Annotated in this window: 16 protein-coding genes; 8 read left to right on the top strand and 8 right to left on the bottom strand. The window is 62.2% G+C overall.

Features of this window, described 5'->3' with window-relative positions:
- Positions 1-58: 58 nt before the first annotated feature.
- Complete coding sequence (locus ACZ5U1_RS09545) at positions 59-436, top strand: MerC domain-containing protein (RefSeq protein WP_464778206.1); 378 nt, start codon at positions 59-61, stop codon at positions 434-436.
- Between the two features lie 72 nt (positions 437-508).
- Here ACZ5U1_RS09545 and glpX read toward each other — a convergent pair whose 3' ends face one another.
- Entirely contained in the window at positions 509-1,492 is a 984-nt protein-coding gene (glpX, locus tag ACZ5U1_RS09540; RefSeq protein WP_464778205.1) for a class II fructose-bisphosphatase, read from the bottom strand.
- Between the two features lie 154 nt (positions 1,493-1,646).
- Between glpX and ACZ5U1_RS09535 the strand changes: the two genes are divergently transcribed.
- Positions 1,647-1,958 (top strand): hypothetical protein, encoded by a 312-nt coding sequence (locus tag ACZ5U1_RS09535; RefSeq protein WP_464778204.1) that lies wholly within the window; start codon positions 1,647-1,649, stop codon positions 1,956-1,958.
- A 13-nt stretch (positions 1,959-1,971) separates the two neighbouring features.
- Here ACZ5U1_RS09535 and ACZ5U1_RS09530 read toward each other — a convergent pair whose 3' ends face one another.
- Both ACZ5U1_RS09530 and ACZ5U1_RS09525 read right to left on the bottom strand, forming a co-directional pair.
- A complete protein-coding gene (locus ACZ5U1_RS09530; RefSeq protein ID WP_464778203.1) occupies positions 1,972-3,276 on the bottom strand; it encodes a homoserine dehydrogenase in 1,305 nt (434 codons plus the stop codon).
- Between the two features lie 96 nt (positions 3,277-3,372).
- Entirely contained in the window at positions 3,373-4,230 is an 858-nt protein-coding gene (locus ACZ5U1_RS09525) for a hypothetical protein (RefSeq protein WP_464780010.1), read from the bottom strand.
- Positions 4,231-4,479: 249 nt separating this feature from the next.
- Here ACZ5U1_RS09525 and ACZ5U1_RS09520 point away from each other — a divergent pair, with 249 nt between their 5' ends.
- From ACZ5U1_RS09520 to ACZ5U1_RS09500, 5 genes are all read left to right on the top strand, one after another.
- Positions 4,480-5,133, top strand: a complete 654-nt coding sequence (locus ACZ5U1_RS09520) for an energy transducer TonB (RefSeq protein WP_464778202.1) — start codon at positions 4,480-4,482, stop codon at positions 5,131-5,133.
- A 71-nt stretch (positions 5,134-5,204) separates the two neighbouring features.
- A complete protein-coding gene (locus ACZ5U1_RS09515; protein ID WP_464778201.1) occupies positions 5,205-5,963 on the top strand; it encodes a MotA/TolQ/ExbB proton channel family protein in 759 nt (252 codons plus the stop codon).
- 113 nt (positions 5,964-6,076) lie between these two features.
- Positions 6,077-6,565: an ExbD/TolR family protein gene (locus ACZ5U1_RS09510; RefSeq protein ID WP_464778200.1), complete on the top strand. Its 489-nt coding sequence runs from the start codon at positions 6,077-6,079 to the stop codon at positions 6,563-6,565.
- 20 nt (positions 6,566-6,585) lie between these two features.
- Positions 6,586-7,008: an ExbD/TolR family protein gene (locus tag ACZ5U1_RS09505; protein ID WP_464778199.1), complete on the top strand. Its 423-nt coding sequence runs from the start codon at positions 6,586-6,588 to the stop codon at positions 7,006-7,008.
- A gap of 186 nt (positions 7,009-7,194) precedes the next feature.
- The gene (locus ACZ5U1_RS09500; protein ID WP_464778198.1) at positions 7,195-7,512 is read left to right on the top strand and encodes a PilZ domain-containing protein; all 318 of its coding nucleotides are present in this window, start codon (positions 7,195-7,197) and stop codon (positions 7,510-7,512) included.
- 24 nt (positions 7,513-7,536) lie between these two features.
- Here ACZ5U1_RS09500 and ACZ5U1_RS09495 read toward each other — a convergent pair whose 3' ends face one another.
- Both ACZ5U1_RS09495 and ACZ5U1_RS09490 read right to left on the bottom strand, forming a co-directional pair.
- On the bottom strand, positions 7,537-9,324 hold the full coding sequence (locus tag ACZ5U1_RS09495) for an ABC transporter transmembrane domain-containing protein (protein WP_464778197.1): 1,788 nt from the start codon (positions 9,322-9,324) through the stop codon (positions 7,537-7,539).
- A 56-nt stretch (positions 9,325-9,380) separates the two neighbouring features.
- Complete coding sequence (locus ACZ5U1_RS09490) at positions 9,381-10,667, bottom strand: class I SAM-dependent methyltransferase (RefSeq protein WP_464778196.1); 1,287 nt, start codon at positions 10,665-10,667, stop codon at positions 9,381-9,383.
- A 103-nt stretch (positions 10,668-10,770) separates the two neighbouring features.
- On the opposite strand from ACZ5U1_RS09490, the gene dgcA reads away from it, so the two are divergent.
- Positions 10,771-11,748 (top strand): N-acetyl-D-Glu racemase DgcA, encoded by a 978-nt coding sequence (gene dgcA, locus ACZ5U1_RS09485; protein ID WP_464778195.1) that lies wholly within the window; start codon positions 10,771-10,773, stop codon positions 11,746-11,748.
- Here the strand turns inward: dgcA and ACZ5U1_RS09480 are convergent.
- The 3 genes from ACZ5U1_RS09480 to ACZ5U1_RS09470 all read right to left on the bottom strand — a co-directional run bounded on the left by ACZ5U1_RS09480 (position 11,742) and on the right by ACZ5U1_RS09470 (position 14,421).
- Positions 11,742-12,140 (bottom strand): hypothetical protein, encoded by a 399-nt coding sequence (locus tag ACZ5U1_RS09480; protein ID WP_464778194.1) that lies wholly within the window; start codon positions 12,138-12,140, stop codon positions 11,742-11,744. The two genes, dgcA and ACZ5U1_RS09480, sit on opposite strands and share 7 nt — an antisense overlap.
- Before the next feature lie 88 nt (positions 12,141-12,228).
- Positions 12,229-13,392 (bottom strand): mechanosensitive ion channel family protein, encoded by a 1,164-nt coding sequence (locus ACZ5U1_RS09475; RefSeq protein WP_464778193.1) that lies wholly within the window; start codon positions 13,390-13,392, stop codon positions 12,229-12,231.
- Positions 13,393-13,416: 24 nt separating this feature from the next.
- Positions 13,417-14,421, bottom strand: coding sequence for a DNA topoisomerase IB (locus ACZ5U1_RS09470; RefSeq protein WP_464778192.1), 1,005 nt, complete (start codon positions 14,419-14,421; stop codon positions 13,417-13,419).
- Between the last annotated feature and the right edge of the window lie 37 nt (positions 14,422-14,458).

The raw sequence follows: 14,458 nt of genomic DNA, 5'->3' as shown, positions 1-14,458 counted from the left end.
CGAATTTGTCAGATGATATGTTGTAACTTCATCTTGTCTGGCCTATGTACTGGTCACCATGCCAACCAGCATCCGCTCCCGCCTGCAAAATGGCCGCATTGATCGCATTGCGATTGCGCTGTCGGGCATGTGCGTCGCGCATTGCATCGGCACGGCTGTGCTGCTTGGCGTTCTGGCGTCGGCGGGCGGGATATTTGAGAATCCTTTATTCCACGAAGTCGGGCTCGTGCTCGCCATCCTGCTGGGCGCGGTGGCGCTCGGGCATGGGGCGATGGAACATGGCTTCATGATGCCAGCGGCCGTCGGCTCGCTGGGTCTGGGCATCATGGCGGGCGCGTTGACGTTGGATCATGGATGGCAGGAAAGCGCTTACACCTTGCTGGGCGTGGTAACACTGGCTCTGGGTCACGATCTCAATCACCGGGCTGGCCGCTGAGGCAGCCTGACTGGAGCGCATAGAAAAGGGGGCTTGATGCCCCCTTTTTCGTTACCGGCCTTCCCATTCTGGTCAGAAATGCTTCCTGTCCAGATGATGCTCGCCCTTGACCCAGCGAACCGTCCCGGTGCTGGCGCGCATCACGACGCTATCCGTGGTCAGCTTGCCGCCGGGCAGCCGCTTGACGCCCGCGAGCAGGGAGCCGTCTGTGACGCCGGTCGCCGCGAAGATGCAGTCACCCTTTGCGAGCTCCTTAAGGTCATAAACCTTATCGAGGTCGGTGATGCCCCACTTGAACGCGCGGGCCCGCTCATCGTCATTGCGGAACAGCAGCTTGCCCTTGAACTGGCCGCCGACGCAGCGCAGTGCCGCGCACGCCAGTACGCCTTCAGGCGCGCCGCCCGAACCCATATAGATATCGATATTCGTTTCCGGATCGGTGGTGGCGATCACACCGGCGACGTCGCCGTCGGGGATCAGCATGATGCCGCATCCGATCGCGCGCAGTTCCGCGATCAGCTTTTCATGCCGGGGCCGGTCAAGAACGCAGACGATGATCTCATGAGGATCGACGCCCTTTGCCTTCGCCACCGCTTCGACATTCTCCCTCACCGGCTTGTTGAGGTCGATGATGTCATCGGGATATCCGGGGCCGATCGCCAGCTTTTCCATGTAGACGTCGGGCGCGTTCAGCAAGCCGCCTTCTTCCGAAATGGCGAGAACCGCGAGCGCGTTGGGACCGGCCTTCGCCGTGATCGTCGTCCCTTCCAGCGGATCGAGAGCAATGTCGATCTTCGGGCCTGTTCCGATCGCGTTGCCGACCTTCTCGCCGATGTACAGCATCGGTGCTTCGTCGCGCTCACCTTCGCCGATGACGACGGTGCCGTCCATGTAGAGGTCGTTGAATGCCATGCGCATCGCTTCGACAGCGGCAGCGTCAGCCGCCTTTTCGTCGCCGCGTCCAATCAGCTTTGAGGCGGCGATGGCGGCCGCTTCGGTGACGCGCACCATCTCAAGCACCAGGACACGATCGAGAACTGAGCTAGCCTGCACCATGATAATCCCTCTGCTGTCTCTTTGTGAACAGCGCGATAGGAGGTCATCCCCGCCTTGTCGAGCCATCCACCCGGCCTCAGCCTGCTTTTCGCGGCGCCAATGCAACGGAAGGTCGTCTGTGGCGTTAAAAGGCCAACAAAGACAAGGGGTCGAAATGATGATCGCCGCGCTGCTTGCTGCCAGCCTAGTTCAGCCCGCGGCTTATCCTCCTCAACCTATCTCGGCCAAGGTAGCGCCATGCCAGGCGGTGCCGACGCTGTGCATGTCCGGTCGACCGACTTCGCGCCGCCTGCCGTTGGAAGGCAGCCCAAGACCCGCGGACAACAAGCTGAGCGCCTATCGTTTCGACGCGCGGCCATGCCGGATAATCGGTAACATGGGTTGTCCAAAACAGGCCCGTCTGCGCCTGTTCAAACTTGGCGAACCTTTGCGCGAGACTTTGATGCGCAGCTTCGCGCCTCGTTAAATGGCATCCATTTTCAGTCGAGAATATGCATGACCATCGGAGCCTGGAGCAGGCTGTCCGATCCCGCGAGCCGCCGAAGCGTATCGAGGACGCAGCGCTCTTCCCCGGCATGGGTGACGATCGCCATCAGTACGCTGTCATCATGGCTTGCGCCGCGCTGGATCATGCTTTCGATCGACACACCGGCGTCGCGCGTCGCAGCGGCGATCTCGGCAAGGACGCCGGGGCGGTCCTGTACTTTGAAGCGCAGATAGCTGCGGCCAATCCGCGCGCCTGCGTCGGCTGCCGGTTGCCGCGCCAATGCCGAGACCGGCATCGCCAGCGCATCGCCATATTCATCACGCGCGACGTCGATCAGATCTGCGACCACGGCCGACGCCGTGGGGCCATCCCCTGCGCCCCGGCCCTGGAAGAAGAGGCGGCCGACGAAATTGCCTTCGGCCACAACGGCGTTGAGTGAGCCATCGACGTGAGCAAGCGGATGGTCGAGGGGGACGAGCATGGGGTGAACGCGCTGGAACAAGCCACCCGGCCCATTTTCGGCCATCCCGACCAGGCGAATGCGATAACCCATAGCCGCTGCTTCGGCGATGTCGGCGGCGATGACGTGGCGGATGCCCGTTACCGCGACGCTGCCAAAGTCCAGTTCCGTCCCAAAGGCGAGGCTGGCGAGTATGGTCAGCTTGTGCGCGGCATCGACGCCGTCGATGTCGAAGCTGGGATCGGCTTCTGCATAGCCAAGCTCCTGCGCTTCCTTCAGCACATCGTCGAAACCGCGCCCTTCCTTCTCCATCGTGGTCAGGATGTAATTGCAGGTGCCATTGAGGATGCCATAGACGCGGCTGATCTCATTGGCGGCGGCGCCTTCGCGCAGGCCCTTGATGACCGGAATGCCCCCGGCAACAGCAGCTTCATATTTGAGGGCGATGCCGGCTTTCTCCGCCAGCGTGGCGAGGTCGAGGCCGTGATGGGCCAGCATGGCCTTGTTGGCCGTAACGAATGGCTTACCGGCCGAAAGGCACTGGCGGGCGAGGGTGAGCGCGGGGCCGTCGGCGCCCCCGATCAACTCCACCACCACATCTATATCGTCGCGGCCGGGCAGGGTGGTCATGTCGTCCACCCATTCATAGGGCGACAGGTCCACGCCCCGGTCCTTGTTGCGGTCACGCGCGGAAATGGCGACGATCTGAATCGGGCAGCCAGCGCGGCGTGCGATCAGGTCTGCATTTGTCTGTAACAGCCGGATCACGCCACCGCCCACCGTGCCAAGGCCGACAAGCGCGACGCGCAGCGGGGCATGGCGGTGAAGATTGGTCATGATAGTGGCTGTCCTCAGGCTGATATAATGCCGCGCTGATAGCCGCCAACGCGCCGCTGTCCAAGAAAAAGGACAAGGACGACGCGTTCGAGGGCGTCAACGCGCGGAACGGGTGCGGCCGCAATTGCCGAGGGATTGGATGACAAAGGCATAATCGATCCGAGCCGCCTCCGCATCGATAGGCGCGAGCGCGCGAACCGAGGATCCCGGCAGGGTGGGCGGCAGGCTGCAAGCCAGCCGATACCAGAGAAGGCTTCCCGGTGCAGGCGGCCGCGCCGCTTCATCGACGATTTCGCCCAGGGCAACGGCCCATTTCGGCTGCTGTCCGGGGCGACGCAGGATGGAAAGCGACACCGGATCGCCCGTGGCCGTCCGCAGGAAAATCTGTGTCTCGCCTTCGCCCGCAACGGTGCCTGCGACGTGGAATGCGTCGCCAGGCCCTATGATGCGAGGCGGTGCATTGGAAGCTACCAGTTCGGACAGGATGACCTTCATCTGCTCGACCGCCGCAGCCGTGGCAGGAATTTGAGCGTCGCCCGCCACCAGCTGGATTTCTCCCGGCCGTCCTCCTGGGCGAGCAAACAGGATGACCTCGGTTTTCTTCAGCTTGGGAAGCTTTCCGCGAGCATTGAGCGGCGCATCGTAAAGATAGCGGACGCGTGGACTGATTCCCCCTTCGCCGCGAATCAGTGACGTGACTTCGGCCTCGACAAAGATCCGTTTTTGACCGGTCGGCACATTTTGGACCGTTTTTTCAGGTAGTGCAATTATGCTGCTGATGCGTGCCACGGCCACCAGCGGAGCCGCGTCTGCCAAATCCGCAAGATCGGCGTAGGAAAGGGTGGCGGACTTTGTGCCAATACTCGGCTGGGCCGCTGAAACCAGCGGAGATGCGGCGAAAATGAGGCATGTTGCAGCAGTTGTTTTGAAGGTCATGGAGGATTTTCTTTGCATGTTCGTCCTGCCTAAAGTCATCCGTGACAATGTTGTCACAGGCAAGTCATTCTGTATTAAAATGCTAATCGGAAATGATCCTGTCGATAAAGCGTTTGCGTGCCACGATGCGCCGCGATAGGAGTTTGCGCGGTAGCAAATGCGCGGAAGGGGGCCAAAGGTGGCCAGGGACGACCTGGTCAACTAGGGCCATTTTTGGCTTGTTTGCTTATAACAATGGTAAGTTGAGTTAAGGAGTGTCGTTGCCGAATGGCCTATGCTGACCACTCGCAAGGATCGAGTCGTACGATCTCGATCGTCATCGTCGCCCTGATTCACGCTGTTCTGGGTTATGCCTTTGTTACCGGCCTTGGCATGAAATATGTCAAAAAGGCGGCGGAACAGCTGAACGTGATCGACGTGAAGGAGGAACCACCGCCACCGGATGAGGAGCCGCCGCCGCCGCCGCCAGACCAGCCGGTCGAGCCGCCGCCAGTCGTCGCACCTCCGCCGATCGTTCAAACGCCGGCTCCTGCGCCGCCAATCCAGACGGTGCGCACGCCGCCGCCGGTTTTCAATCCGGTTCCGGTTGCTGCTCCACCACCGCCACCGCCGCCACCGGCAGTGCCTGCTTCGCGTGCAACGCCGCGCAGTTCGCCCGGTAGCTGGCTCAGCGATGCGGACTATCCAAGCCGTGCGCAACGCGAGGAGCGTTCCGGTACGGCGGGTTTCCGGCTTGAAATCGGACCTGATGGCCGTGTCACGAGCTGCACCGTCACCTCTTCTACTGGTCATTCCGACCTTGACGAGGCGACCTGTCGGCTCCTGCCGCGCCGGGCGAGGTTCAAGCCCGCTACCGCAGCCGGGGGCGGACCTATGTCCGACACCTACAATGGTCGCATTACGTGGCGACTGCCTGAATAATTGTAACGGGAAGGCTGGCGCCGCTGCCGCCTTCCCCTTTTATTGATCCTTTTGAGAGGGAAGTCTTGAAAATGTTGATGTATCTCGCAGCAGCTGCGGCGCCCAAGCCGGAGAATCCGTACGGCCTCATGGAAGCCCTGGAGCAGGGCGGCACCATCGCATGGACCGTGTTCATCATCCTGGTCGGCATGTCGGTAGGCACCTTCTACATCCTGTTCACCAAGCTGATCGAACAGCAGAAGGTTCTCAACCAGGGCAAGAAGGTCCGTGCGACCTTCTGGCGCGCGGCTACCCTCAAGGAAGGTTCGGCCAAGCTCGAAAAGAACTCGGCCTACAAGCAGATCGTCGATGACGGCATCAAGGCTCAGGAAGAACACACCAAGCTGACCGATCCGGTTGAGGCGCATGACTGGCTGCACGGTTCGCTCGCCCGTTCGGAAGCCTCGATCAACTCGAAGCTGGGCGGTGGTCTGGCGTTCCTCGCGACCGTCGGTGCGACTTCGCCGTTCATCGGTCTGTTCGGTACGGTTATCGGCATCTATCGCGCGCTCATCAAGATCGGCGCTGCCGGTCAGGCCTCGATCGACGCCGTTGCCGGTCCGGTCGGTGAAGCTCTGATCATGACCGCGCTGGGTCTGGCCGTGGCCGTTCCCGCCGTGCTTGCCTACAACTTCCTGCAGCGTCGCAACAAGTCGATCGCCGAACAGCTGAACGGCTTCACCGTCGATCTGCTGGCTCACCTGGTGTCGAACGGCGCTGTTAAGCCTTCGTTCGCGACTGCCCCGGCTGCGCCTGCCGCCAAGACGGCTGCTGCTCCGACCAAGGCCTGATTGGGTCAAGGAGCCGGTGTGGGGGTTAGTGGACGGCTGCGACCGCTGCTTCCCCACCGGCCATGGGTCCCGAATAACGGGGCGCCATCGACACGCATGTTAGGAAATTATCAATGGCAATGAGTGTTGGCTCCGACGGCGGTGAAGACAAGCCGATGTCCGACATCAACACGACGCCGCTCGTCGACGTCATGCTGGTGTTGCTCATCATCTTCCTCATCGCGGTTCCGGTCGTCGTCCAGACGGTTCAGCTACAGCTCCCCAAGGTCGCATTCGAGCCGACGACGACGAAGCCGGAGAATGTGTCGCTATCGATCACGCAGGCTTCTGATGGCAGCTGTGCGGTTTACTGGAATCTGACCAGGGTGTCTTCGGACGAACTTCTCGACCGCGCGGTCGCGAAGCTTGAGGCGGACATCAAGAAGGCAGGTGGCGTTGAGAACATGACGCCTGAGGATCTGCCGGAAGTGCATATTCGTGGGGACATCAATACCCCCTACCGGTGCATCGGCGGCACCATCTACACGATGCAGCGCGCCGGTTTCCCGAAGGTCGGCTTCATCTCCGAACCCGAACCGGGTTCGACGGTGCAGCGGCTCTAAGTTTTTAGGAGTATCGCCCCATGGCAATGAGCGCCGGAAAAGATGATGGCGAGCCGATGATGGAAATGAACACGACGCCGTTGATCGACGTCATGCTCGTTCTCCTCATCATGTTCATCATCACGATCCCGATCCAGACCCACGCGGTCAAGATCGACCTACCTCAGAATGCGCCGCCCACGGACAGCGTCATCGACCCTGTCAAGAACAAGGTCGCGATCGATCCTGGCGGCATAATCACCTGGAATGGTTCGGCCATCGACCTGCTGACCCTGCGTCAGTATCTGCAGCAGTCGCTGCGGTTGCCGGTCGAACCCGAATTGCAGTTCCAGCCCGATGCCGCGACCCGCTATGTCGTCGTTGATCAGGTTCTGGCCGAGATCAAGCGTGCTGGCGTCACGAAGCTGGGCTTCGTGGGCAATGAACAATATGGAAACTTCTAAGAGCTGGCTACGCCGCCGCTGTCTGGCCGGGAATGTTCGACTTCCCGTTTCCGGGCGCGGGCTGGGGTGACGCAATCAGCTTTTGGTTATCTACGGGGTCGCTTCGGCGGCCCTTTTTTTGGTCCCTGCCTCAACGGTTCCTTAACCGTAATGTGAGATGTTCCGCACAAAGGAACGCATTAGATCATGGGCGCTGAATTGCACTTGGACCTGAACCAAAAGCGCGGTCGCCAGACTGATCGGCGCTATATTCAGGTGCCCGTCAAGGTCAGGCGGCCAAGCGAAAACTGGTTCAAGAGCAGCGTAGCCGACTTGTCTGTTAATGGCTTCCTCCTGCAGAGCTTCATGAAGCTGGCCGCAGGTGATTCCCTATGGGTCATGCTGCCTGGCTTCGAGGGCCGACGCGCTCATGTCCTCTGGACACGGGGCCATGAAGCAGGTTGCCGGTTCGAACGGCCCCTGCACCCTGCCATCCTTGATCATATCGTCAGGATCAGCGGATAATATAGCTTTGAAGGCCGACCGGCCTCAGGCCGCTGGTGCATCCTGAAACTGAAGTGTCGCCAGACGCGCGTACAGACCCTTTTCGGTCATCAGTGCGGCATGATTGCCCTGTTCCACGACGCGACCATTATCGAGTACGATGATCCGGTCAGCAGCGCGAACCGTTGCCAGCCGATGGGCGATGACGATTGTCGTGCGCCCTTGCATCAGGCGCGCCAGTGCGTCCTGGACCAGCCGCTCCGATTCCGCGTCCAGCGCAGAGGTCGCCTCGTCCAGCAACAGGATCGGCGCATCGCGGAGCAAGGCGCGCGCGATCGAAAGGCGCTGCCTTTGACCCCCGGATAGCCGGGCTCCACCTTCGCCCAAAAATGTATCCAGCCCCTCGGGAAGCGCGCGCAGGAACGTCTCTGCATTGGCTGCGCGCGCTGCTCCCCAAATCTCCTCGTCCGACGCGTCCCAGCGGCCAAAGCGCAGATTGTCCCGCGCCGATGCAGCAAAGATGACGCTGTCTTGCGGCACCATCGCCATCATATTCCGAACCGTCCCCGGGTCGGCATCCCTCAGATCGACGCCATTCAGCCGGATGGCCCCGGTGTCAGGATCATAGAAGCGTAGCGCAAGTTGGATCAGCGTGGACTTGCCCGCGCCTGACGGCCCAACGACTGCCACTGTTTCACCCGCTGCGATGTCGATAGAGATGCCATGCAGCGCGGCTTCGCCCGGTCGCGTCGGATAGCTGAAATGCACCCCGTCGAACTGGATGTCCGCGCCATGCGGAAGCTGGGGAATCGGCTTGGGCAAAGCAGGAGCGACGATTTCGGGCTTTGCCGTCATAAGCTCATGCAAGCGGCTCGCCGCGCCAGCCCCCCGGAGCAGGTCGCCCCAGGTTTCGGACAGCGCGCCAAATGCGCCCGCGACAAGGCCTCCGGTGAGAACGAACGCCGCGATGCTGCCGCCTGAAAGCCTGCCCGCCGCAACATCCAACGCGCCTTGCCACATGACCGCGGTGATCGATCCAAAGACCAGCGCGATGACAACGGCTGTCATCGCCGCGCGGAGGAGGATGCGGCGCCGGGCTGTCGCAAATCCTGCTTCCACCGTGGTGTCGAAGCGCGCGGATTCCCGCGCTTCCTGCCCGAATGCCTGAACGATCTTCATGGCTCCCAGCACTTCGGACGTTACGCTGCCAACGGCCGCCAGCCTGTCCTGGCTGGCGCGGGAGAGAAGCCGTACACGGCGGCCCAGGCTGATCATCACGACCAGAATGATAGGGATGCCAAGCACCAGAAGGCCCGCGAGCTTGGGCGCGAGCGCGAACAGGTAGATGAGGCCACCAACCCCGGTGACCAGATTACGCAAGGCGACAGACACAGTCGAGCCGACGATCTGGTCGATGATGGCGGTGTCCGCCGTCATGCGTGATGCGATTTCAGACGGCCGGTTCTCTTCAAAAAAACGGGGTTCGAGGCGCAGCAGATTGGCCTGCGTTGCCGATCGGATATCGGCCACCACCCGTTCCCCAAGCCAGGACACAAAGTAGAAGCGTGCCGCTGTCGCCAGGGAAAGGATCAGCACGATCAGAGCCAGATACTGAAACCAACGACTGATATCGCCGCCACCCATGAATCCGCGGTCGATGACCAGGCGGAAGCCGCTGGGGATAGCGAGCGTCGCGGCGGATGAGACGATCAGCGCGGCGAGCGCGGCCGCGATACGTCCGGGATAGCGCGTGGCGAAGCGCCACAACATGGCAAGGCTGCCAAGGGACGAACGCGCGCCGCCGCGCGGCATGGGCTTTTCCGCATCTTGCATGGGCGCGCGCTTAGCAGCCCCCGTCCCAAGCCTCAACGAGGATCAGCGGTGCCGCGTCAGCTGGCAGGTGTAATCTCCGCCGCCAGCGTCATGATGCGGCGGGCGGCCGTGCGCCCGGTCAGCGCGTAGGCCATGTCGCCAGCTTCCCAATAGGCGATGATATCGGTTGCGCGCCGGGCGATCAGGGGACGTCCTTCCGCAGGCGTTTCGGCCTTGTCCGCAAAGAAGGAGAGTTGTTCGCCTGCCGGTGTCACAATCGAGATGGCTATGGCCGGGCTGTCGGGCGTCGGAAAGAGCTGAACGTCGGTAACACGCCAGCTGCCGGGAAAGGATGGCAGGATGATCCCGGTTGAACGGCGTATCTCCTCGCCGTTGAGGGTCGCGCTTTCCACCTGAGACGCCATATTTTGCCGCAACAGGCCCGCACGGTGGGACGCCGCTGCTTCGTCGAGGAAGGGACTGGCCTGCGCGGCCTGTGGAAACTCGCCCAACGCACCCCGGGCAACCCAGCCGATCGCTAGCAGCCCCGCGATCGCGGCTGTTCGGCGCAAATGCTGCCACCCGCGCCCGCTTTCATTATCGTTGGCGACCGGGATCGACATGTCACGCCTGCGCCCTACCAGCGTGCCCTTGGTGCCGTCATGCATCAGGCGAAAATCGATGTGCGGCCAGCGTTGACGCCAGCGTTGCGCCACGATCCGCTCGCCCGGCCGCGCCGCGTCATCCAGCAAGACAACGGCGTTGGGCGACAGCCGTGCAAACAGGCTGTCCGCAGCACCCCGCACCAGTGGATGGACCGACCATGGCGGCCCGTCGATGATCAGGAGGTCGATGCGCTCAGGCAGGTCGTCCAGCGCATACCAGCGCCCCGGCCAATCGCTGCTCTCCGATGCCAGCGGCGCATGGCGCAAGTCGGCTTGTAGACCATGATCGCAGAGCCAGTTGCGGGTAGCATCGACAAAGCCGCCATGCTGGTCAAAGCTGGTCAGGCGGCCTCCGCCATGCATCGCCAAGGCCTTGGCCGCGACCAATGTGGAAGCGCCTGCGCCAAGTTCCACGACCTGCGCAGGCCGCAAGCGCGCAATCTCCCGCACGATATGGCGCAGAAAGCCGACATCCGCCTTCCAGCTGCCAAGATGGGGAAGCGCATCATGGGGCAGGTTCAACTCATCCATCAGGGCGCGTTTGTCGGCTTTGCGCCCACCCGACAGACTGGCGAGCAGCCACGGCCAACTGATCGCCCCAAAACCGATGCGCCATGCCAGGTCGGACATCCGGCGTTGTGCCGCACCGTCCTGCTGTTCGGCGAGGGAAAGAAAGCCGGTCAATTCGCGGGAAGTCACGATGCACCCATCCTTATATAAGATCTGGCGGGACTATGCGGCGGCCCGCGATTTTCGCATAGAGCCTGTGTCCGCTCCTTAAATTGCCGATCAGGAAACGTCGATGACACGTATAATTTCCGCCACCATCGAACGCTGGCCGGTAGCGGGCGCCTTCATTATCAGCCGGGGCGCCAAAACCTCTGTGGACGTCGTGGTCTGTACCGTGAGCGATGGCATACATATGGGCAGGGGCGAAGGCACGCCGATTTATTACGAAGGTGAAACAGCCGAAGGCTGTGCCGCCGCCATCAACGCCTATCAGGGGCCGCTGGATCGCGAGGCGCTGCTGGTAGCGATGCCTCGAGGCGCGGCGCGCAACGCGCTTGACTGCGCGTTATGGGACCTGGAGGCCAGACAGGCGAGCATTCCCGTTTGGCAACTGGCGGGCGTTCAACCTCCTGCACCGCTGCCCACTGCTTTCACCATCAGCCTGAATGACCCGGACCAGATGGAAGCCGACGCCAGTGCTGCGGCGGGCAGAGGCTTTGCCCTGTTGAAATGCAAGCTGACGGGTGAGGGGGACAGGGACCGGATTGCAGCGGTTCGTGCCGGGGCGCCAGGCACGCGGCTGATCGTCGATGCCAATGAAAGCTGGCACGATCTCGACATCGCTGCGGAAGCGGGCGCTCTGGCCGAACTCGGTGTGGAAATGGTCGAGCAGCCGGTTTTTCACGGGCGTGAGGACAGGCTGGCGGGGGTCAAGGCGCCGCTCCCCCTTTGCGCGGACGAAAGTTGCCACACGCGTGCCGACCTTGATCGACTGGGGGACTTTGACGCGGTCAATATCAAGCTGGACAAGGCGGGCGGTTTGACCGAGGCGCTGGCTCTTGCCCGGGCTGCGAGGGCGCGGGGCTTCCGCATCATGGTCGGCTGCATGCTCGGCACGTCGCTCGGGATTGCCCCTGCGGCGCTGGTCGCGCAGGGCGCCGACTGGATAGACCTTGATGGCGCCCTGCTCCTCGCCAAGGACAGGGATGGCGCCCTCGCCTTGCAAGACGGCATGCTCCAACCGGGCACGCTTTGGGGCATGGGTCAGTAGCCGAGCGTCAGGCCCACGGCATAATATTTAGGGCCGACATTGCCCTTCACGCGCAGCTTCGGAACGATCGGCATCGCGATGGTGGCATAGGGTCGGCTGTTGTCACCGCTGAACCGGATGCCAGCGCCGATCGTCGCAAAGGCTGGCAGGCTGTAGGTTGCCTCGACCCGGCCATACAGCTTTGCCTCGCCATCGCGCAGGTAAACGCCCGCACCGGGGGTCAGGCTGAAACCCGCCACGTCCAGTGCATAGCCAGCGCCGATTTCGGTGCCCCAATGACCATTCGCCCGGCCGTAATTGACTTCGGCTCCAAGTCCTTCGGCATGCGCCGCAGGAGTCATGGCGAGAGAGCCCAGCAGTGCAGCGGCGGCGAGTTTGGCGCGTGACAACATCTTCAATCCCCAATCAGCGATGCTGCTGCCTGACCAGCTGACACAGCCTAGGCAAGCAAGGGGTAGGTGAAGCGAATCGAAAACCCGATCAGGTGAGCCGCGCACTCCCTTCATGATCGATGTGGATGGGATCGGGATAGGGCATGATCGTCCGCCCGTCCGGCGCTGCGGTAAAACTCGTCTGGGTGGGATAGGCGAATTCAATGCCTTCCGCCTTGAACCGCTTCCAGATCGCAAGGCCGATGCGATGGCGCGACTGGAAATAATCATGCTGGTCAGGGTAGGGGACGTCGAAGTTGAGCTCATAATCCAGCGAGCTCGCGCCGAAGCGAACCAAGCCCGCATTGACGAAGTTCATGCCTTCCGCTGTCACGATTTCTTCAAGCAGCTCCGGAATGGCGTCGGCCTTCTCATCGGCGGTCTGGTAGATGATGCCGATTGCGAACGTCACGCGGCGCTGCTCCAGCGTTTGAAGGCTGGTGATCTCCTTCTGCAGGAGGTTGGCGTTGGAGATGACCTTCTTCTCGCCCGTCATGGCGCGCAGGCGCGTGCTCTTGAGGCCGATGCGTTCGACCCGTGCAGTGGTCAGGTCATAGGTAATCACCTCGCCCCGGCGGAAGGGCTTGTCGAAGATGATCGACAGCGCCGCGAACAGGTCCGAGAAGATGCCCTGCGCCGCGAGGCCGATGGCGATGCCGCCGATGCCAAGGCCCGCGACCAGACCCGTTACGTTGACGCCAAGATTGTCGAGTACGACCACCAGGGCGATAGCGAACAGGCCGAAAGTCACGAGGACGCGGATCAACCCCATGGCGTTGGCGAGGGTTTCGCCATGAGCGTCCTCGCCAACGGTCTTGCGTTCAACGAGGCCCAGGATGATCTCGCGCGCCCAGATGGCGGCCTGGAAAACGGCGGCGATGGTGAAGAGGAAGATCACGGTCTTCATCACCATCTGCGGAGGATTGGCGTAGCTGACCACCAGCCGCGCGGCAACCAGGGCCATGAAGAAGTGGGTGGTCCGGGCGATAGCACGCCCAACGAGGTTGGAAACGCCGAGCGTGCTGCCCGGCTTGCCCCTGAACCGCTTTCCGAATTGCCGCAGCGCGGCGAGGGCGAGATAGATGGCGACGCCGATCCCGACGGCAATCACTATCTGCAAAGAGTGAATGGCAAACCAGTTCGCCGTGGCGTGCCACATTTCCGAAAGGTTAGGAGCGCGAACCGTGAAGGCCGGGTCATTCTTTGCAGCCATGGGGATCCCTGAAAATGTAAGCGGTCAGGCCGCCAGAGGAAGAGAGGAGCTTGCCCCGCATTCTTCCAGAAAGGCGATCAATCCGCGTTCGTAGCGGGTGAGATAGCGCGTACTGCGCGGCAAGCGAAGCCCTGCCCGCCATTCATCCTGCCCCGACTTGCACAATTCGATCAGTGCCGGATGGATATAGCTTTTACGGCTGATGGCGGGCGTGTTGCCGAGCGCTTCGGCCACTGGCGCGACCATCTGCGCGAGCGATACGGGGCCGGAGGCCAACGCCTCGAAAGCGACGGCCGAAGCCCCCCATGTACGGAAATGCTTGGCCGTGAAGTCATGCCGCATCGCGTCCGCAATATAGGCGTTCACGTCTCCGGAAGTGATCGGCCGGGCGATCCCTTCCTCGTCCAGATATTGGAACAGATGCTGCCCGGGCAGGTCCTGCATCGCGCGTACGAAGCGGAGCAGACGCCGGTCGCTGATCGTCAGGTCATGTTCGCGCCCCGACTTGGCGCGATAGCGCAGCCGCAGCTTCTGTCCGGTAAGATCGACATGGCGGCGGCGCAGGGTCGTGGCGCCGAAGCTCTTGTTCGCTGCCGCATATTGTTCATTGCCCACGCGCACCTTGGCAAGGTCGAGCAAGCGCACGACTGCGGCCAAGGTCCTTTCCTTGCGCAGGCCACGTATCGACAAGTCCGCCTCTATGCGCGCGCGCAGGCGGGGGAGCGCGCGGCCGAACAAGGCGCAGCCGCCATATTTCTCCGCCTCTCGCGCGGCGCGGAACTCGGGATGATAGCGATATTGCTTGCGGCCCCGGTCGTCATAGCCGGTCGCCTGGATATGGCCATGCGGCAGCGGGCAGAACCAGCAATCACGGTAAGCGGGCGGCATGCCGATGGCGTTCAGCCTGTCGATCTCGTCCCGGTCGGTGATCCGCGTGCCATCGGGGAGGAAATAGGCCCATCCCCGTTTCAATGGGCGGCGCGCTATTCCCGGCAGGCTGTCATTGGCGTGGACGAGGCGTTGCGGCATTTGGCTCCTTCTCAAGAGCCATTAACCCGCCTTACCG

The sequence above is a fragment of the Sphingobium sp. TomTYG72 genome (genome assembly GCF_055394715.1).
This window is presented reverse-complemented; position numbering and strand designations above follow the sequence as displayed.